The 19475-nt window shown below is 68.9% G+C and carries 14 protein-coding genes; 6 read left to right on the top strand and 8 right to left on the bottom strand.

Translation table 11 applies throughout. From position 1 onward, the window contains the following. The first annotated feature begins 5 nt into the window (after positions 1 to 5). The 6 genes from tssM to V5F26_RS00105 are packed head-to-tail and all read left to right on the top strand — an operon-like array spanning position 6 to position 7283. Positions 6 to 3596: a type VI secretion system membrane subunit TssM gene (tssM, locus tag V5F26_RS00080; protein ID WP_394946616.1), complete on the top strand. Its 3591-nt coding sequence runs from the start codon at positions 6 to 8 to the stop codon at positions 3594 to 3596. Beyond that, the gene (tagF, locus tag V5F26_RS00085) at positions 3593 to 4339 is read left to right on the top strand and encodes a type VI secretion system-associated protein TagF (RefSeq protein WP_394056346.1); all 747 of its coding nucleotides are present in this window, start codon (positions 3593 to 3595) and stop codon (positions 4337 to 4339) included. The genes tssM and tagF overlap by 4 nt, the downstream gene beginning before the upstream one ends. After that, on the top strand, positions 4336 to 5088 hold the full coding sequence (locus tag V5F26_RS00090) for a PP2C family protein-serine/threonine phosphatase (RefSeq protein ID WP_394056344.1): 753 nt from the start codon (positions 4336 to 4338) through the stop codon (positions 5086 to 5088). Before tagF ends, V5F26_RS00090 begins: the two co-directional genes overlap by 4 nt. Further along, positions 5072 to 6055 (top strand): serine/threonine-protein kinase, encoded by a 984-nt coding sequence (locus V5F26_RS00095; protein ID WP_394946617.1) that lies wholly within the window; start codon positions 5072 to 5074, stop codon positions 6053 to 6055. Before V5F26_RS00090 ends, V5F26_RS00095 begins: the two co-directional genes overlap by 17 nt. Then, the gene (locus V5F26_RS00100) at positions 6052 to 6522 is read left to right on the top strand and encodes a hypothetical protein (RefSeq protein ID WP_234050847.1); all 471 of its coding nucleotides are present in this window, start codon (positions 6052 to 6054) and stop codon (positions 6520 to 6522) included. Before V5F26_RS00095 ends, V5F26_RS00100 begins: the two co-directional genes overlap by 4 nt. Then, entirely contained in the window at positions 6519 to 7283 is a 765-nt protein-coding gene (locus V5F26_RS00105) for a MinD/ParA family ATP-binding protein (protein WP_394056340.1), read from the top strand. Before V5F26_RS00100 ends, V5F26_RS00105 begins: the two co-directional genes overlap by 4 nt. A 17-nt stretch (positions 7284 to 7300) precedes the next feature. Here the strand turns inward: V5F26_RS00105 and V5F26_RS00110 are convergent, their stop codons facing one another. From V5F26_RS00110 to V5F26_RS00145, 8 genes are all read right to left on the bottom strand, one after another. Beyond that, positions 7301 to 8548 (bottom strand): serine/threonine-protein kinase, encoded by a 1248-nt coding sequence (locus tag V5F26_RS00110; RefSeq protein WP_394946618.1) that lies wholly within the window; start codon positions 8546 to 8548, stop codon positions 7301 to 7303. An 84-nt stretch (positions 8549 to 8632) separates the two neighbouring features. Beyond that, positions 8633 to 10222, bottom strand: a complete 1590-nt coding sequence (locus V5F26_RS00115) for a sigma 54-interacting transcriptional regulator (RefSeq protein ID WP_394946619.1) — start codon at positions 10220 to 10222, stop codon at positions 8633 to 8635. A 57-nt stretch (positions 10223 to 10279) separates the two neighbouring features. Then, entirely contained in the window at positions 10280 to 13027 is a 2748-nt protein-coding gene (gene tssH, locus V5F26_RS00120; protein ID WP_394946620.1) for a type VI secretion system ATPase TssH, read from the bottom strand. Positions 13028 to 13214: 187 nt separating this feature from the next. Further along, complete coding sequence (locus V5F26_RS00125; protein WP_234050852.1) at positions 13215 to 13730, bottom strand: Hcp family type VI secretion system effector; 516 nt, start codon at positions 13728 to 13730, stop codon at positions 13215 to 13217. Positions 13731 to 13968: 238 nt separating this feature from the next. Further along, the gene (locus tag V5F26_RS00130) at positions 13969 to 14313 is read right to left on the bottom strand and encodes a hypothetical protein (protein WP_394056332.1); all 345 of its coding nucleotides are present in this window, start codon (positions 14311 to 14313) and stop codon (positions 13969 to 13971) included. Next, complete coding sequence (locus V5F26_RS00135; protein ID WP_394946621.1) at positions 14310 to 16112, bottom strand: tetratricopeptide repeat protein; 1803 nt, start codon at positions 16110 to 16112, stop codon at positions 14310 to 14312. Before V5F26_RS00135 ends, V5F26_RS00130 begins: the two co-directional genes overlap by 4 nt. A 1-nt stretch (position 16113) precedes the next feature. Next, complete coding sequence (locus V5F26_RS00140; RefSeq protein ID WP_509210529.1) at positions 16114 to 16827, bottom strand: DUF3540 domain-containing protein; 714 nt, start codon at positions 16825 to 16827, stop codon at positions 16114 to 16116. Positions 16828 to 16837: 10 nt separating this feature from the next. Continuing rightward, on the bottom strand, positions 16838 to 19447 hold the full coding sequence (locus tag V5F26_RS00145) for a type VI secretion system Vgr family protein (protein ID WP_394946623.1): 2610 nt from the start codon (positions 19445 to 19447) through the stop codon (positions 16838 to 16840). Positions 19448 to 19475 lie beyond the last annotated feature (28 nt).

Genomic DNA, 19475 nt, shown 5'->3' on the forward strand with positions numbered 1-19475 from the left:
GCCCGATGTTCCAGGCCCTCGTCGCCAATCTCCTCAGGGTGCGCACGCTGCTGATGCTGGTGGGGCTGTGCTGCCTCGCCATCCTCGTGTGGTTCGTGGGGCCGCATGTCAGCATCGCCGGCGTGGCGCCGCTGCGCGGGGCGGGAACCCGCGTCTCGGTCATCGCCGGCCTGTTCGTGTTCGCCATCGCGGCGCTGGCGGTGCGCATCTATGTGTCGCGCCGGGCCAATGCCCGCGCTATCCGGACGCTGCTGGATTCCGACGGCCTCGCCCTGCTGGCGAGCGAGCAGTCGTCCGACGAGGTGGAGATCATCCGCGAGCGGTTCGAGAGCGCCATGCGCACGCTCAAGGAGCATGCCATCGGCAACCAGGCCGGCCGCAATTACATGATCCAGCTGCCCTGGTATGTGATTTTGGGCCCGCCCGGCGCCGGCAAGACCACCATTCTCAAGAATTCCGGCCTCAACTTCCCGCTGGCGGAGCGGGTGGGCGACGACCCGGTGTCCGGCATCGGCGGCACGCGCTATTGCGACTGGTGGTTCACCGACGAGGCGGTGCTGATCGACACCGCCGGCCGCTACACCACCCAGGACGTGAACAGCGAGGTGGACAAGGCCGCCTGGCGCGGCTTCCTGGAGCTGCTGCGCACCCACCGGCCGCGCCGGCCCATCAATGGCGTCATCATCGCCATCAGCCTCGCCGACATCATCTCCACCAGCGAGGCCCAGCGGAAGGTTCACGCCGACCACGTCAAGAAACGCCTGCAGGAGCTGATGCGCTATTTCGGCATGACCATGCCGGTTTATGTGCTGATCACCAAATGCGACCTGTTGAGCGGGTTCGGGGAATATTTCGGCGAGCTGGATGATGTCAGCCGCGCCCAGGTGTGGGGCACCACCTTCCCGTTGGACATGCCCGCCGGCCAGCTTGAAGGGGAGCTGCATCGCAATTTCTTCCAGCTCGTGGAGCGGCTGGAAGGCCGGCTGATGCGCCTGCTGCACCAGGAGCGCACGCTGGCGCGGCGCTGCCGTATGTTCAACTTTCCCAAGGAGTTCGCCAGCATCGCCGGGCCGCTCGAACATTTCGCGGCGGAAGTGTTCAAGACCTCCCGGTTCGAGATGCGGCCGCTGCTGCGCGGCATCTATTTCACCAGCGGCACCCAGGCCGGCGCGCCGGTGGAGCGCCTGCTGGGCGCCATGAGCCGCAATTTCGGCCTCTCCGGCAGCTCCCGCCGCAGCCAGAGCGGCGTGGGAAAAGCCTTCTTCATCAAGCGCCTGCTCAGTGATGTGGTGTTCGACGAGCAGGGGCTGGTGGGCGTCAACCGCAAGCTGGAACGCAGCCTTTCCACCGTGCGGGCGGCCGCCTATGTGGGCGCGGCGGCGCTCACCCTCGCGCTCAGCTCCATCTGGATCTCGGCCACCTCCCAGGCCGACCTGCGCATCGGCGAGACCCGCGAGACGCTCGAAGACCTCGACGGCATGCTGAAGCGCCTGCCGTCGCGACCTGGCTATGTGGAGCTGCTCCCGGTGCTCGATGCCGGCTCGGAGCTGACGGCGACCGCCGGCATCGACCGGTCATGGATCCGGGCCGACCTGCTCGGCCTTTCCGCCACACCCCAGCTGGGCGCGGCGGCGCGCAATGTCTACGATCAGCTGCTCATCGGCCGCCTGCTGCCGACCTTTGCCGGTCGCCTCGAAAACCGCATCGCCCGCGATATCCAGACCGGAACGCCGGCCGCCCTGGACGACATGCGCACGGCCCTCACCAGCTATCTGATGCTGGGCGAGCCCTCCCGGTTCGACCGCTCCACCATGCTGCAGACGGTGAAGAGCGAGGCCACCCTCACCTTCCCCCTGGAGCCGGAACGGCAGATGGCCCTCACCGGCCACCTCGACGCCCTGGTGGCGCTGCTGCCCCACCGCTACCCGCTCAACAGCCGGCTGGTGGACGAGGCGCGCGCGCGGCTGTCGAAGGTGCCGCAGGTGGATCAGGTCTATGCGCGCCTGCTGCGAGAGGGTTACCAGAACCCACAGCTGGTGGGCGTCGATCTTGCCCAGGTGATGGGCACGCGCAGCCTCGCCGGCGGCGCCCAGGCGCAGGCCTCCGGCGCGCTGGCCATTCCCGGCGTGTTCACGCGCGCCGGCTTCTACAACTACTTTTTGCCGCGCCTGCCGGTACTGGTGGCGGACGCGCTCGGCGGCGACTGGGTGACCGGCACGGGCGACCAGCCCCAGTCCCAGGCGCTGGCCCGGCAGATCGCGGACCTCTATGTGCGCGACTACGTCGCCGCATGGCAGGCGGCCCTCTCGCGCATCACCGCCATCCGCTTCGACACCATGCCCCAGGCTCTGGGCGTGCTGCAGAACCTCGCCGGCCCGCAATCGCCCCTGGACGCGCTGGTGGCGGCGGTGAAGGAGAATACCGACCTGCCCGCCCCGGGCCAGCAGAGCAACGTGCCCGTGCCCACCGGCCCGGGGCTGCCCGCCTCCCCGGCGCCGGCGGCTTCGCCGGCCGGGCTCGCCCAGCGCGCGGCGGGCGCGGCCGGTGACGCGGCCATGGGCGCGGCCTTCGGAGAGGGGCCATGGCCGGGCAAGGCCATCACCCAGCCCTTCATTCCCCTCATCCAGCTCGGAACGCCGGGGGCCGCCGGGCAGGCGCCGTCCCTGGTGCGTATCCGCGATCTGGTGAGCAACGTCTATGGCGTGCTCTCGGGGGTCGCCAATGCGCCGCAGCCGCCGGTCGCGGCATTCCAGATCATCTCGGCCCAGGGCCGCAACCAGGGCAATGACGCCTTCACCGCCCTGCGCACGGATTCCGCTTTGCGCCCGGATCCGGTGCGCGCCGTGCTGCTGAGCGTCGCCGACAATGCCTGGGCGACGCTGCTCGGCCTCGCCCGTGACAACGTCAACCAGGCCTGGAAGCAGGAGGTGCTGCCGGTGTGCGAGAGCGCCATCGCCCGCCGCTATCCGGTCTATGCGGATGCGCGCGACGACATCACACTGTCGGACTTCACGGATTTCTTCCGCCCCGGCGGCACGATGGACAGCTTCTTCCAGCAGTATCTCGCCCCCTTCGTCACCGAGCGGCGCGGCACCTATGTGCCCCTGTCGCCGGACGCCACGCGCGCGCTCATCGGCCAGGAGACGCTGGCGCAATTCAACCGCGCCCGGCAGATCCGGGAGGCGTTCTTCCCCAATAAGGGGCCGACCCTGCTGGTGAAATACGGCGTGCGGCCCACCTTCCTGTCGCCCAACGTGCTGCGCGCCACCCTCGATATCGACGGCAACGACATCGTCTATCGCCACGAAGCCCCGCGCACCTATGACATGGAGTGGCCGTCCAAGGGCGAGGCCAGTACCGTCACCGTCACGCTGACCCCGGTGGAGGGGCGGCAAACCCAGGTGCAGCGCTCTGGCTCCTGGGCCCTGTTCCGCTTCGTCTCGGGCTTTGGCATGCGCAGCCGGGGCGACATCCAGGCCGTGCGCGTGCAGGGGCCCGACGGCCAGAGCGTGACCTATGAGCTGCGCGCCGCCAGCGTGAACAACGCCTTCGCCCTCGGCGCCCTGCACGCCTTCCGCTGCCCGGACGACCTATGAGCCAGCATGACACCCAGCGCAGCGGGCTGTTCGGCAAGATCCCGTCGAAGGACGACTTCGTGCGGCGCAACCTGCCCATGACCTTCGTGACGCCCTGGGACAACTGGCTGACGCGGGTGATGGCCCAGGGCACCCTGACGGATGCCCCCGCCTGGAAGGCCGCCTATCTCACCAGCCCGCCCTGGCGCTTTGCCCTCGACCCAGGTGTCGCCGGAGACGGGGGCTGGATCGGGGTGCTGGCCTCCTCGCTGGACCGGTTCGGCCGGGCCTTTCCGCTCACCCTCGCGGTGCCTTTCAGCCGCCCGCTTGGCATCCTCGATCTGCATGAGGACACCGGCCCCCTCACAGAGGCGCTGGAGGCGATGGTGCTGCAGGTGATCGAGGACGCCCTCGACCTGGAAGAGGCCGCCGCCGCCTTGCCCGATCTCGCCCGCCGCCTGCTGCCGCCGGCGGCGGAACCGGTGCTGCGCACGGCGCGGGAAGGCCGCCGCCGCACCGACCGCGCCTGGGTGCTCGCGGGCCGCAGCCTGCCCTCCGTGGGCTGGGCCGCGAGCGACCTGCTCACCTGGTCCCTGCGCGCGGGGGCCACCGGCCCGGTGGGCCTCACCTGCTGGTGGCATGAGGGCTGGGAGGCGCAGCCGCCCGTATGGCTGATGACCCGTGGCTTGCCGGACGCCGGCATGTTCGAGCGCATGATGAACGGCAACTGGGCGGAGGACGCGCCGGAGACCGGTCAGCCATGACCCTTCGCGACCGGCCGCCCTCTCCCCCCGCGCCGCCGGAGCTGGCCTTTCGCGCATCCGCGGCCACCCGCATTGGCCCCCGCCACCCGCAGAACGAGGATGCGCACCTGGTGAGCGAAGGCGCCGGCCTGTTCGCCGTTTCCGACGGCATTGGCGGGCTCGCCGAGGGGGAAGTGGCGAGCCGCGCGGTGGTGGAGCTGCTGCACCGGGGCGTGACAGCGAATGCAAGCCTCGACGCCCGCGTGGCACAGGCGCACGACGCGCTCTACCGCGCCAATGCCGCCTTGTTCCAGGCGGGAGAGGAAAGCCAGCGCCCCATGGGGGCCACGGTGGTTGCCGCCCTTCTGGGGGAGGGCTGCGCGGTGTGCCTGTGGGCCGGGGATTCGCGCGCCTATCTCGCCCGCGCCGGCGCCCTGCATCCGGTGACGCACGACCACGCCATTCTCGGCCGCACCAGCCGGAATGGGCCGCCCCGCACCCTCGTCACCCGCGCCATCGGCCCGGACGAGGCCGTGGACATCGACTGCACCATCGTCGAGCTCCAGCCCGGCGACACCCTGCTTTTGTGCTCGGACGGCGTATATGGCGCCATCGGCGATGCGCGCCTGGAAACGCTCCTCGGCGCCACGCCGCCGGCCGATGCGGAAGAGGTGGTGGCGGAGGCGGTGGCGCGCGGCACCCGCGACGATGCGACAGCCATCGTCATCGCGATCCGGCCCGCGGGGGCGGCCCATGTCTCGCCGCGATGAGCCCGCATCCGCGCCCGTCGGTGGCAACGGCCGGCCGACGGTTCTGCCGCCCTATCTCGGCCTGCGCCTCAAGAACCGCTACGAGCTGATCCAGGTGGTGGGGCGCGGCGGCATGAGCACGGTGTTCCATGCGGTGGACCATGTGCGCCTGCGCGCCCGCGCGCCCCGCGCGGACGTGGCCATCAAGCTCGCCACCCTGGCCGCCCCCTATGACGGCGCCGCCCGCGAGCTGATCCACCGCGAGGCCCAGCGCATGCTGGAGCTGGTCCACCCCAACATCGTGCGCGTCTATGACAGCGATCATGACGGCGACCGTCACTTCCTGGTGATGGAGCTGCTGCGCGGGCGCACCCTTTCCGCCATCCTCAAGGAGCGCCGCGGCAAGGGGCTGGACTGGGCGCAGGCCTGCGGCTTCATCCGCGCGGTGGGGGCGGCGCTGGCGTGCGCCCATGCGCACGGCCTCATTCACGGCGACCTGAAGCCCGGCAACGTGTTCATCTGCCAGGACGGCAGCGTGAAGGTGCTGGATTTCGGCCTGTCCCAGCGCCCCGAGGCGGCCGGAGCGGACGATGCGGATGCCACCGTGCACCTGCTCGGCCTGGTGGGCGCACTGACGCCCGCCTTCGCCTCCCCGGAGCGGCTGGAGGGGCGGGCGCCGACGGCGGCGTGCGACCTGTTCGCCTTCGGCCTCTTGACTTATGTGGTGCTGACCGGCACCCACCCCTTTCAGCGGCGTGATGTCCTGGCGGCACGCGCCCGGGGCAGCCTGCCGCGGCGCCCGGACGGGCTTGCCGCCCATCGCTGGCGCGCGCTGAAGGCGCTGCTCGCCTTCGAGCCGTCCGAACGGCCGGACCGGGTGGAGGATTTCACGCGCCACTTCCTCGCCCCGCTTTGGTCCCTGCCGGACCTTCGTTCGCGCTGGCGTGCCGGCGCCTCCCTCCTCGCCGCGCGCAGGTCTTCGCCATGACGGACGCACCGACCAACACGGACGCGCCGGACGCGCCGAGCACCGAATTGCAGGCGCTCCAGAAGCTGGACCGGCTGTGCCGCCAGATCGCCCGCGGCAATTACGATTATACCGATGAGCTGTTCGCCCTCACCTGCGCCCAGGAGGCCTCCTCCACCGTTCGCGAGCTGGCGGAATCCTTCGGCTTCATGCTGGTGCAGGTGGAGGCGCGCGAAACGCGACTCACCTGGCTCATCGAGGAATTGCAGGAGCTGAAGGCCCAGCTCGAGGAGGCCAATGGCCGCCTGCGGAAGGAGAATGCCACCCTCACCACCGCGGTGGCACAGCTCACGGTGGAGATCGACCGCCAGCGCTTCAAGCGCGAGGTGGGCGCCATCACGGAATCCGACTATTTCCAGAATCTCCAGCGCCGCGCGCGGTCGCTGCGCGAGCGGCACAAGGCCGCCCAAACGAAGGATCGGGAATGACACGCATCATCTCCACCCATTCCTATCGGGGCGGCACCGGCAAATCGACCATCACCGCCAACATCGCCTATCTGCTCGCGGCGCAGGGCCACCGCGTGGGCGTGGTGGACACCGACATTCTCTCCCCCGGCATCCATGTGCTGTTCGGCCTCGACGCGGACACCGCCCACTTCACCCTCAACGACTATCTGTGGGGCCGCTGCGCCGTCGAGCAGGCGGTGATCGACGTCACCGCCAACGCCTTCCCCGATGGCGCGCCCAAGGGCGGCAGCATCCACCTTCTGCCCTCCAGCATGCAGGCCGGCGAGATTGCCCGCGTGCTGAAGGAAGGCTTCGAGGTGGACCTGCTCAATGAGGGCTTCCACACTTTGTGCGAGCGCCTCGACCTCGATTACCTGCTGATCGACACCCATCCGGGCGTGAACGAGGAGACCCTGCTCTCCATCGCCATCTCGGACACGCTGCTCCTGGTGCTGCGCCCCGACCACCAGGACTATCAGGGCACGGCGGTGACGCTGGAGCTGGCGCGGCGGCTCGACGTGCCGCAGCTGCTGCTGGTGGTGAACAAGGCGCTGACCGCCTTCGACCCCAAGGAGCTGGCGGACCGCATCTTCAGCGCCTTCCGAACCCCGGTGGCGGCGGTGCTGCCGCTGAACGAGGACCTGGTGCGCCTGGGCAGCTCCGGCATCCTCGCCGCCCTGTCGCCGGACAGCGATTATGTGAGCGGCCTGCGCCCCGTGGCGGACATCGTGCAGCGCTGAAGCCGAAAGAAGCGCCCTCAGCCGCCCTGGAACGCTTTCAGGAAGGCGATGGCGTTTTCCGGACGCCGGGCGCGCTCAAAGGACAGGGCCGCCGCAAGGGCCCGCTGCATGGCATCCGTCAGACCGCTGATGGGCGGCGGGGCAAGGCCCTGCTCCAGCGCATCGATGGACGGCAGCCGGTTGAAGGGATGCCGGCGCGTCAGCAGCAGGTGGATGATGCAGCCGAAGGCATAAATGTCGTCCCGCGCGTCCCGCGGCTCACCGCGCAATTGCTCGGGGCTGGCATAGGTGGGCGACACGGCATCGAGCGACAGCGCGTCGAAATCCCCCGCTCGCGCCGCGTTGGCAATGCCGAAATCTAGGATCTTCAGCCGCCCATCCGTGCCCAGAAACAGGTTCGCCAGCTTGAGGTCGGCATGGGTGACGCCGCGCGCATGGGCATGGCCGAGCCCCGCGAACATGTCGCGAATGGCGTTCCAGGCGGCGGGGCTTCCCGCGAAGGCGGCGTCGTCGCGCAGCTTCACATCCAGGGAGCTGCCCTCGAGCAGCTCCATGACGATGAAGGGATGGGCTCCGTCGCGATCGAAATCATGCACGGCGACGATGTTGGGATGGGAGAGGTCCTGGGTGCGGCGGGCCTCCGCCTCCATGGCGCGCAGGGCGTCGGGGTGGGCACCGAAATCGCCGTGAAGCAGCTTGATGGCCACGTAGGGCCGGCTGCCGGCGGCTTCCACCCGGCGACGATCCACGGCGCGATAGACCACGCCCATGCCGCCGCGCCCCAGCTCCGCATCCAGCACGAACCGGTCGCGCAGGATCTGCCCCACCCGGCTCTCGTCGCGCCCGCTGCGGCCCAGCACCAGCGGCCGGCCATGGCCATCGGCGCTGCTGCGGGCGTCGCGCCTCAGCCGGGCGCTGCGGAACGAGGCCAGGGCATCGTCCAGCTGGCGCTGGTTCTGCCGCGCCCGTGCCTCGCCCCCCTTGCGCAGGTCCTTGAACTGGCCGAGCAGCGCGGAAAGCACCACCGCATCCACCCGGTCCTTCAGCCCCTCCCCGCTGCCTGTGGGCGCGGGGGCGACCGGCTCCACCGGATCGGGAGCGGCGGCATCGGGACGGCTCGCCTCCTGGAACAGCAGCATGGCGAGATCGTAGGGCATGCGGCCGAGATTGATCTGCTCCTGAAGCGCGGCTGAAAGCTGCGTCGTGCCCGGCGCGCCATCCTCCTCCAGAGCCTCTTGCCGGCACAGGGCGCGCAGCTCCGTCACGAGCTGGTCAAACGATCGCCGGCCCTTGACGAAATCGGCGAACAGGCTGTCCAGATGGGGGTCGATGGCCGCTCTCCCTCGGTGTCACACCCGCCCCGGCTGGCGGATGTCGTAGCGTGAGAGCTTCTCCACCAGGCTGCGCCGGGAAATCTTCAACAGGTCGGCCGCGCGGCTCTGGTTCCACCCGGTCTCGCGCAGCTTCACCTCAATGATAGCAGCTTCGTAGTTCTGCACCATTGCCCGAAGGCCCGCATCGTCTTCGGCCGGCTGCACCACGGGCGCCGGCATGGCGCCACCGGCGGCGAGCTCCGCCGGCAGGTGGCGGGGCTCCAGCCGGTCGCCATCACACAGCAGCACGGCCCGCTCGATGATGTTGCGCAGCTCGCGCACGTTGCCGGGAAAGCGCCATGTCATCAGGCTGTCGAGGGCCTGCGCCGTCAGCGCCGGTGGCCGCCGGCCGAGGGGCCGGCACGCCGCCGCCAGGAAGTGTTCGATAAGAGCCGGGATATCCCCCGTGCGCTCCCGCAGCGGCGGCAGGCAGATGGGGAAGACCGAGAGGCGATAATAGAGGTCCTCGCGGAACTGCCCGTCCGCGATCTTGGCCGGCAAATCCGCATTGGTGGCGGCGACGATGCGCACATCCACCGTCTCAGTGCGGGTGTCGCCCACCCGGCGCACCTCGCTCTGGCCCAGCATGCGCAGGATTTTCGATTGCAGGCCCAGGGGCATGTCGCCCACTTCATCCAGGAACAGCGTGCCCCCCTGGGCCGCGTGCACCAGGCCCGGCCGGTCGGCGCTCGCCCCCGTGAAAGCGCCGCGGCGATAACCGAACAGCTCGCTTTCCAGCAGATGCTCCGGCAGGGCCGCACAGTTCTGCACCACGAACGGCCGGCCGCTGCGGGTGCTGGCGGCGTGCAGCATCTTTGCGAACACCTCCTTGCCGGTGCCCGTCTCACCCAACAGCAGCACCGGCACCGTGGCCGGCGCCGCCCGCCGCAGCAGGGCCAGCGCCACCTGGAACGACGCGCTTTCGCCGATGACGCCATTGCCGGGCCCGGCCTGCGCACCGCGCAAACGGGTATTCTCCTCCTCAAGATCACTCTTTGCCCGGTCGAGCTGGCGGATCAGCCGGCGGTTCTCATCGAACAGGCGCGCATTGGAAATGGCCACCGCCGCATGGGCCGCAAAGCAGCGCACAACCCGCTCGGATTCCGGGCTGAGGGCGTGGGTCGGTTCATCCCCATCCATGCGCACATTGACGAGCTGGAGTACGCCGAGGGTGAAGCCTTCCAGCGAGCGCAGAGGCGCCGCCACGAACGAGCGCGTGCGAAACCCGCTCGCCGCCTCCTGCGCGTGGAGGGGCGAGAAATCGAGGCCGCTATAAGCGCGCACGTCGGCGATGTTCACCACCCGGCCGGTGACCGCGGCATAGACGTTGGGATCATCGAGATTGAAGGAGTTGGCCGCCCGGTAGAGGGAGACGCTGCGCCCACCCTCCGCCACCTGCGGCGCCACCGCATTCTGCCCCACCAAAGCGTGCATCTCGCGCCCGGTATGGTCGAGCACCAGGATGCGCCCGCCCTCCGCCCCGGTCAGCCGGCGCGCAGCGCTCACCACGGCATTGAGGAGGGTGGCGAGATCGCGCTCGGTGGCCAGCGCGCTCGTCACCTCCATCAGCTCCTCCAGGGGGCTCAATGGATCGCTGCGGGTCCCATCCACGGTCGGGCGACCCTATGCCATCGCCTCTTCGGGCTGCGGCGCCTTATCGGGCAGGCCGTCCCCTCTCCCCTCGCCGACCACCGGCGGAGTGAGACCGGAAGCGTCGAGCCGGTAGAGGAAGCGGCCATCGGTCGCCACATCCACGAACACGCCATTCACGGGCACTTCCTCGCTCATGCGGGCGAGCAGCTCGGTGGCGATCTCGGGCAGCAGGGTGCGCGCGACGATGTGGTCGATGTTGCGCGCGCCGCTCTCCACCTCGGTGCAGCGTCGGGCAATTTGCTCCACCACCGCGTCGGAATAGGCAAAGGCCATCTTCTGGCTGTCGGCGAGCCGCCGCCCCACGCGATCGAGCTTCAGGCGGACGATGTCGCCCAGCGTGTCGCCCAGGAGCGGATAGAAGGGCACGATCTGCATGCGGGCCAGCAGCGCCGGCTTGAAATAACGCGACAAAGTGGGCCGGATGGCTCCGACGAGATCCTCCATGGACGGCCGCTCGGCGCGGGTGCCCATGTCGGTGATGATGTCGGTGGCCAGGTTGCTGGTGAGGATGACGATGGTGTTCTTGAAATCCACCACCCGGCCCTCGCCGTCCGACAGCACGCCCTTGTCAAACACCTGGTAGAACAGGTTCAGCACTTCCGGATCGGCCTTTTCCACCTCGTCCAGCAGCACCACCGAATAGGGCCGCTGGCGCACCGCCTCGGTAAGGATGCCGCCTTCGCCAAAGCCCACATAGCCGGGCGGCGAGCCGACCAGCTTGGAAACCGTATGGCGTTCCTGGAACTCCGACATGTTGATGGAGACCAGGAAGCGCTCACCGCCGAACAGCAGGTCCGCCAGCGCGGTGGCGAGCTCGGTCTTGCCAACGCCCGAGGGCCCCACGAACAGGAACACGCCCATGGGCTGGGTGGGGCTGTTGAGGCCGGCCTTGGCCGCCCGCATGCCCTCGTCGATGGCCGCCACCGCCTGGGCCTGGCCCTTGATGCGGCGGGATAGATTTTCCGCCAGCGCGAGCACCGAGGCCGCCTCGTCGCGCACCATGTTGCCCACGGGGATGCCGGTCCAGTCGGCGATCACCTGGCCCACCGTCTCCGGCGTCACCTCGTAATGCAGCAGGCCGGCCCGGCCCTGATGGGCGCGCAGCTCGGCGAGGGTCGCCGCGAGGGCGGCGCGCAGCTCCGCCTCGCGCTCCGCCGCCATGGCCGGTTCAGCTTCGGCTTCAGCGGTTTCCGCGGCCAGGGCGTTGAGCTGCTGGCGCAGGTCGAGCACCCGGTCCACCAGCAGCTTCTCCGCCTGCCAGCGCGCCTCCAAAGCGGCGATGTCGGCGTGCAGCACGCCGATTTCGGTGCGGATTTCGGCGCAGCGCGGGTCGGGCGTGGTGCCCAGGGTGGCGTGGTCGCGCTCCAGGGCGGCCAGCTCGCGCTCCAGCATGGCGATGCGCCGCTCGTTCACCTCCAGCGCGCGCGGCCGGCTCGACAAGGAGAGCTTCACCCGCGCGCAGGCGGTGTCCAGCACGTCCACCGCCTTGTCCGGCAGCTGGCGGCCGGAAATGTAGCGGGCCGAGAGCTGGGCCGCGGCCATCACCGCATCGTCGCGCACATAGACATTGTGGCTGCGCTCATAGACGGGCCGCAGGCCGCGCAGGATGGTGGCGGCGTCCGCCGGGCTGGGCTCGTCCAGCTTCACCACCTGGAAGCGCCGCTCCAGCGCCGCGTCCTTCTCGAAGTATTTCTTGTATTCACTCCAGGTGGTGGCGGCGATGGTGCGCAGCTCCCCGCGCGCCAGAGCCGGCTTCAGGAGGTTCGCCGCGTCGCTTCCGCCAGCGGGACCGCCGGCGCCCACCAGCATGTGGGCCTCATCGATGAACAGGATGATGGGCGTGGGAGAGGCCTTCACCTCATCCACGATGCCCTTGAGGCGGTTCTCGAACTCGCCCTTCACCCCGGCCCCCGCCTGGAGCATGCCGAGGTCAATGCCGATAAGCTCCACCTGCTTCAGGAAATCCGGCACGTCGCCCTGGGCGATCTTGAGGGCCAGGCCCTCCACCACCGCCGTCTTGCCCACGCCCGGCTCGCCCACGCAGATGGGATTGTTCTTCCGCCGCCGGCCGAGAATATCAATCATCTGCAAGATCTCGCGATCCCGACAGAAAACCGGATCGATTTTTCCGGCACGCGCCAGGGCCGTGAAATCGGTGGCGAAGCGGCCGAGCACGCTGTCCGCCGCGCGGCTTGAGGGGGCGCCTTCCACACCGGCTGGGCCGGGCACCATTGGCGCCCGCGTCTCCGACGACTTGGCGAACAAATCGTGGAACTTCGCCTTCACCTCCGCCGCCGGCACCTGGCGCAGGGTGTCCCACCACTCCGCCAGGCCGAAACGGTTGGAATTCTGCAACACCGCCAGCAGCATGGTGCCCGAGCGCACCGCCGTCTGCGACAGTTCCACCGACCCCACGAGCCACGCATCGGTGATGGCCTCGATGAGGCTGGGCGCGAACACGGGGCGGCCGGGATTGCCCGGCTTCATCTCCTCCACCGCCCGCTGCAACCGGCGCTTGAGCAGCGGCACGTCCACCTCGAAATGGCGCAGGGCGAGCGGCAGGTCGCGGTCCGCGTCGTCCACCATGGTGAGCAGGAGATGCTCCACCGTGACCTCGTAATGCCCACGCCCCACCGCGAGGCCCGCCGCCGTTTCCAGCGAACGCTTCACATAGGGGCCGAGGCGATCCAGGAGGGACTTGAGGTCGAGCGACAGCATCTTCACAACCCTCACGGTGCTGATTTACCAGCGCCAGGACGCAGGCCGCCCCCGGCACATGCATTCCGGGCCACGGGAAAACCCCGGCCGGCCCGCGCTTGCGGCGGCAGAAGACTGGCAATACGTGACCCCGCAATGACAAGGCGCGCGCGGCCGGAGACAAAAGCCGGCCGCGCGCGAAAACACATCAGGTATTGGGCTTGCGCCAGTCGTCGGAACCGGAGGTGCCGGCCTTCTCGTGCGTCCAGGTCACCTTGCGATAGGTGAAGGACCAGTCCTCCATGTGCTGGAGCTTGCTGTTCTCTTCCATCAGGGCATTGGGGATCATGCCCTTGCCGTCCACCAGCACGGCGTCTTCCCACTTGATGGTGAAATACTTTTCCTGCTGGCCGGAGGTAGAGGTGCGCCAGAAGGAAAGGGTGATCTCGGTCAGCACCTCGCCGGTGGCAAGCGCCTGCCACAGCAGGGGAGAGGCCTTGTCCATGTATTTGGTGATCGTCGCGGGCTGATGCACGCGCGTACCCGTGGGCTGGCCCGACTGCGGGTCGCGGGGAATGATCACGTTGGAGGAGAAGGCCTGGACGATGCACTCGTCCTCATGCCCTTCCTGCCAGAGGTTGCCCACGCTGTCGTTCGTGAAGGCGCCCTTGGTGATCTCGCCCTGCTTCTCACCCTTGATGGAAATATAGGCGGGTTGCGGCATTTCATCCTCTATCGATCACGACCGGGCTTCTCCCGGCAGCCCCTCTTACGCAACCCGCATGCCAGTATTGTCTCAGAAATACGTCAACACGGAAACAAGACGCGAGCCATTGTCTACCAAGGCCGCAGCCTCCGCAACCAACGACTCGGAACAACTTTACATCTGCCTGAGCGATTGCGCGGAAATCTGCGCAGCTCCCGAAATTGAGCACGCTTCTGCTCACGCCCCCGCGCGGTGGTCAGGCACCGGGCCCCGCGCGCCCCACGGGGATGAGCGCGCACTCCACATTCAGGAAGGCACGGGTCTTCAAGTCGAGGATGGCGCTGCCCTCGCAGCGGTATCCTCCCTCCCCTTCCACCGCCTCGCCGGCCACCGCGTACATCAGCGCCGCGCGTCCGGCATAGGTCACCGACTGGTGCGGCGCGTGGGTCAGGCTCAGCCGCAGCCGCACGCCGGCCAGGGTCAGGTCCTGCCACGAGGTGGCGCGGTGACCATCCGGATGGCGGCTGATGGCATCGCGCACCGCGGCGGAGAGGATCATTTCCCGCGGGTTCATGTCCCGCACCGGCGGCTGCCAGCTCATGCCACCTCCTCCTGCGCCGCCTCGGGCGCCATGGTCGACCGAAGGGCGGCGAGCGCATCATCCCACCGGCCCGGCGTGCCCTGCCCGATCACGCGGAGGGTGGGGTACCACAGGGCGCGCTCCGCCCGCCGGGCCCATGCCCAGGGCTGGTGCGCGGGGCTGAGCACGATGCCCTCGCGCCCCAGTGCTCCCGCCACATGAAGCGCCAGCGCGCCCGGCCCCACCACGAGGTCGAGCTGGGCGATGGCCGCCGCCAGATCGCGGAAATCGCCGAAATGAGCACCGGCATCGACGATGGACGGGTGAGCCGCCAATTGCCGGCGGCTGGCGTCGAAGGCCAGGGACACCCATGTCCCGCGGCCTTCCGGCCGCTCGCCGAGCGCCGCCATCAGCGCCTCCAGCATGATGCCGGGCTCGTCCTCGTCCCAGACGAGCCCCACCAGCGGCCGTGGAAATTCAGAAAATGCGGCGCGCCAAGTCTCATCGCGGCGCGCTTCGACAGCGAGGTAGGGCGCCGTGGGAAGCTCCGCTCCGTCGTCCGCGATGCTCACGCCCACGAGGGCCGGCAGATCCGTCAGGGCCACCGCATCGGCTGGCGGCCGATCCGTGGTCGGGGCAAGGCCGACAAGGCCCGCCAGCACTGGCTGAAGCTCCGGCTCGGCATGACAGGTGAGACGGCTACCCGCCGGCGCCAGCTGCCGCGCGAAGCGGCCGAGCAACACCACATCCGCCGCCGGCGTGCCCAGAGGCACCGCGAGCACCGGGGGAGACGGGGGCTCGGCGGGAGGAGGCCAGACCTCGCCGACGCGGCCCAGCGCCAGCCGCAGATCGTCACCCATGGCCTTCACCGCGGGCGCCTGCCGCGCCGCGACCTCGACGAACGACAACGCCCGCTCCAGATCCCCACCAAGCCGCAGCAGCTGCGCCATGCGCAGCAGCTGGTCTACATTTTCCGGATCGCGCCGCACCAGCGCACCGAAGGTCGCCAGGGCGCGAGCGCCCTCGCCTTTGAGAATGAAGTGCGAGGCCAAAAGATGATTGGCCTCCATATGATAGGGCGCGGTCGCGACGATGCGGCGCAAATGGCGCTCGGCCTCCTCCCACCGGTTCATGTCCACCAGCCGCCGCGCCAGCAGCAGCGCAGCGCCGTGGTCCGTGGGCGCCTGCAGATAGGCCTGCCGCGCGAGCTCCAGCGCTTCGGCCCGCCGCGCTGTCCGCGCCAGGACCTCCGACAGCAAAGCGAGATCCTCCCCCTCCCCCGGGCGCAGCTCCAGCGCCTTGCGCAGGGCCTGCTCCGCCGCGAACGGCCCATCGGCCATGAAGGCAATGCGCCCCGCCAGCGCGTGGGCCTGCGCCAGAAGCTCGAGGCCCTCCTGCGGCCGCCTGTCGAGCACGGCCGCCACCTGGTCCCGCGCGCGGCCGAGATCGCCGGCCGCCAGCAGGAAGGCGGCAAGGGTCAGGCGATGCGCGCCCGCCGCGGGCTCCAGCTCCACCGCCCGCTCGAAACAGAACAGCGCGTCGTCCTCGCGCCCCGCTAGGCGATGGACCATGCCGAGACTGGCCACGATGTCCGCCCGCCCCGGCTGGTGGCTGGCGAGCGCGCCGAGCAGCTCGAAAGCATGCTCCACCTGCCCCTGGGCGATGAGGAGAGAGGCCCGCAGCGCCAGCGCGTCCACATGGGCGGGCTCGGCCGAAAGCACGTCCTCCACCAGCATTTCGGCCGCATCCATGCGCCCCGCCGCCATGAAGCGGCGCGCGGCCTCCAACGCTCCCTGCGGGTTGATCTCCATGCGCTCCATGCTAGCCCACCGTCACCCGCGTGCCGTCGAACCGAAGGTCTTCCTTCGCGCTGACGACGGCGCTGTGGGCGGTTTCGACGGAAACCTGATCCACGTTCCGCACCAGCGTTCCCACCTCGCTCACGTCGGCGCCGGTGATGCGTGTGGTGCGCTCGCCCGCCTGCACCGCCACAGCATCAGCCACCGTCTCGCTGCGGCGCGCGGTGGTGCGCAGCAGGTCCGCGATGAAAGCCGCCATGCGCCCGACCAGGCTGAACGAGGTGGCGAGCACCCGCACCGTCTCGCCATCCACAGTCGCTTCCCGGCCCTGCAGGGTGAGCCGCTCGCGCCCCTGAATGGCCACATCGGGCGCGGCCAGCACCACACGGCGGGCACCGGGCACGGCCAGGGCCATGGCATCGGGCAACAGGCGATCGAGCACGGCCAGCACGAACACCTCGCCGTCCGCGCGCGCCACCAGCACGCGGTCGCCGGCCTCCGGAACGAGCAGGCAGCTCAGCGCTTGGCGCGCCCATAGCCGCTCGTCCCCAATGGCGACGCCGATCCGGCCATCTGCCTCCACCGCGAACACCCGGGCCGGCAGCAAGCCGGCGGCCGAGCTGGGGCGCGGCGCCTCCGCCGGCTGCGGGGCGCTGCCATCACGCGTGCCTTCTCCATCCGCAAGGACCATGTCACCCTCCACGATCACCGCGTGTTCAAGACCGAAACGCCCCATCCGCCGGGGCCTACATGTAATTGGCCATGCCATAGGTGGCAGCCATGATGCTGCCGGTCTGGGCCAGGGCCTGAACCGTGTAGGTGGCCGCGCTCGACACGCCGGAGGCCACGGCGGAGCTCACGGCCTTAATGCCCTTGGTTGCGTAAAAGGCGGCGGAATTTTCGTAATTCACGCTCCAGATCTTCTTGGCGACGGCACCGAGATTGGTTTTCGTGATGGCAATCTTGTCGTCCTTCACCGTTGCCTTGAAATCCGTCCACGCGATCTTCAGATCCGAGTTCGTGATCTTGGTGGCATTTCCCGTGATGAGATCCATCTTCAGGCCGACAATGGTCTCGAACTTCAACCCCAGCTGGAAGTTCGTGGTCGTGGCCAGCTTCACCGACTCCTCTGTACCCAGGAACATGGCGAAGGAATTGCCCTGCGTGTACTTGGTCGAGTTTCCGTAGATCCAGTCATAGGTGTCGCCATCGGACTTGGTCGTCACCGTGTTGGTGGCATGGATCAGGATGTCGGCCGGACTTGCGGAGGTCCCGGCCTCGATGGTCACGCCATTCTTCGTGTTCAGCGTATACTGGCCATTGTCCACCGTGTGGCGTGAATCACCATTGGCGGTCTTGGTGGTATGGCCGGCGCCATACTTCATGAGCCCCGCGCCCTTCACATTGACGTCGAGATCATCATCCGAATACAGCAGAACGCCCTTGCCGGAAGGCGTCTGCTCGCTGGAACTGACCTTCGACTTTTCCTTCGCCGTCTTGGAGGACGAGGCCTTGGCGCCGTAGGGATCGTCCTTGTTCTTGTTCCCCTGGTCGGTCTGCGCCACGCTGGAGGTGGTGTATTTCAACCCCGACTGGGCGCTGGCATCGTCGGCATAGGCGCCGAGGCGCAGATAGGTGCCGGACGCCGTCGCCCCGCTGGCGCTCGACGGCGGCGCATCGGTCACCGCCTTGGGCACGTCGAGGCGCATATAGCGCGCGGCGGAGCTGTCGGCGCCGTCCTCCATCTCCATCAGCAGGCCGCCGGTGGTGCGGATGACGTTCGCCGTCTGGTCCCGCGAGGTCACGGGATCCACATTGCTCTCGTTGAACGCCGCGCCGAGGATCACCGGCCGGTCGGGGTCGCCGTTCACATAGCCGACGAGGACCTCGGTGTTGCGCACCAAGGGGAAATGCAGGCCGCTCACCACGCTGTCCGCGCTGGAGCCGGCATAGGGCTGGGCCTGGCGGATGGGCGCCGAACCCTTGCCGGCCGTGTTGCGGCTCGAAGCCTCATTATAGCCCAGGCCCAGGCGATAGCGCCCGTAATCGTCCAGCGCGGCCCGCTTGGTGCCGGTGTCCTCGGCTTCCACCATGGCGTTGAACACGCCCGCCATCACCGGGCGCGGCGTCACCCTGCGCGGGCGGAAGACCTGGCTTTTCTTGATGGCCGTGAACGTATTTTGATAGGGCGTTGGCGCGACATCGAAGGCATAGCCCAAAGGCCCGCGCTTTCCGGCCTCGTGGCGCACCTCGAGCACCACATATTCGGTATTAAAGCCGCCAATGTCGTGCTGTTGCAGCGTGAACACCTGCCCGGCGCCCAGGGGGCAGGCCGTGCTCCGGCACTCGAAGGTGCTGGTGGGCCAGGCGGCTTCCTCGGCGCGGATGTTGGCCAGCGCCTCGCCCTCGTCCCGGGTCAGGTAATGGTCGCCATATTCCACCACGCCGCCGACGCCGTCGGACTGGGTCTGGCTGGCGCTCACCAGCATGTCGGTATCCGGCTTCTGCTCGCTGAAATCGCGCAGCTTGAACTGGCGCACGGCCGGGCGCGCCAGCCATTCCAGCGAGGTGACGGCCGCCTCGCGCACCGCCACCGTGGTGGCCGCGGGCTTGAAGCGCAGCGGGCTCGCCTTGCTGGTGGGGAAAGCGGAATTGTTGGCCGCCAGCACCAGCTTGTCCTTCACCGCGCCGGCCGACGTGAACGTCTCGAAAAAATAGAAGACGCCATAATGCTCGCAGACGCGCGAGAAAAACTGGAAGTCACTCTCGTTGAATTTGCTGATGTTCTTGCGCTTGTAATCATTACCGACGGAATCGCGGATCTCGTAATCCAGCGTCACGCCGCGGTCGGCCACGGTGGCGCCGTCATAGAGCGAGCCGGAGAGAATGCCGTCGAGCAGGTCCTTCAGCCCCAGCTCGCTATCAGGCGCGAACACCGCGCTCTGGCGGAAATGGTCCAGCAGCGTGAGCCGCGGGCCAATCACCACCGAATAAGTGTAGCTGTTCACGTCGATCTTGTTGAGCAGGCGGAATTCCAGCACCACCCCGCCGAACACCCGCTCCTGCGCATCATGCTTCACCCGGAACCAGGCCGGCTTGCTCACCACGCTGGAGCCGGTGAGGTCCGACATGCCGATGAACACCGCCTCCAGCCGGAACGGGCGCGAGACGCCCTCCTCCGCCGTGAAGGTCTCGCACTCATAGTCGGCAAGGCCGAGGTCCGGGACGGAAAGCTGGAGCTGCAGGCGCTTGAACGGCAACCCTCCGCCTCCATGGCCGGGCGCCTCGTGGCCTGGAGGCTTGTGGCCCGAAGGCTTATGGGCCGAGGCCTCCATCGGCGGCGCGGAATTGGACATGGCTTCGCCTCCCTCTGGCGGCCGCGCC

It is taken from the genome of Xanthobacter variabilis (assembly GCF_043831965.2).
In the GTDB taxonomy this organism is placed as follows: domain Bacteria; phylum Pseudomonadota; class Alphaproteobacteria; order Rhizobiales; family Xanthobacteraceae; genus Xanthobacter.